Source organism: Bartonella sp. AP65SXKL (assembly GCF_042195725.1).
Classification (GTDB): domain Bacteria; phylum Pseudomonadota; class Alphaproteobacteria; order Rhizobiales; family Rhizobiaceae; genus Bartonella.
The window spans coordinates 1-625 of record NZ_JBHIOW010000106.1 but is presented as its reverse complement, the minus strand read 5'-3'; the positions used below and the strand labels follow the sequence as shown (position 1 = coordinate 625).

1 protein-coding gene is annotated in these 625 nt (G+C 39.8%); it reads left to right on the top strand.

All coding sequences use genetic code 11. The features are described from left to right. A partial coding sequence (locus tag ACFIMP_RS09900) for an ABC transporter substrate-binding protein (protein WP_375686349.1) occupies positions 1-625 on the top strand: 625 nt, incomplete at both ends.

Here is a 625-nt window from a genome sequence, read left to right as displayed (position 1 = left end):
GTATGAAGCGGATTGTCAAATTGAAGATGGGTAATGCGGCAATTTTTAATGAATATGGAATTACAGAGCAAAATGTTGATGATGCTTTGCAAGCTCCCGATGAGAAAACGGTTGTGATGAAATTTGATAAGCCTTATCCAGCAGAGCTCATTCTTAATAATATTGTTGCAAGTCCGGCAACAGCTTTGCTTGATCGTAAGACGATTATGAAGCATGAAAAAGATGGCGATTTTGGAAATCAGTATTTGAAAAGTCATGCTGCTTGTGTTGGTCCTTATCAGTTAAAAAGTTGGCGCTCTGGAGAAGCTCTTTTGTTGCGTGCAAGCTCTCACTATTGGGGACAAGCGCCTAAACTGAAGCAGATTTTAATTCGCCATGTTGCAGAGCCCGGAACACAACGTTTGTTGTTGCAAAAGCACGATATTGATGTTGCTCGTGATTTGTCCCCTGAAGATCTTGCAGATCTGCAAAAAACAACAGATGTTAAAATCGAAGAAGTGTTAGAACCATCTATGATGTACTGGGGATTTAACATGACAAATCCTATTTTTGCTAAGGAAAAAGTACGTTTGGCGATGCGTTATCTCATAGATTATGAAGGTCTTGGCAAGAAGCTTCTCAAAGG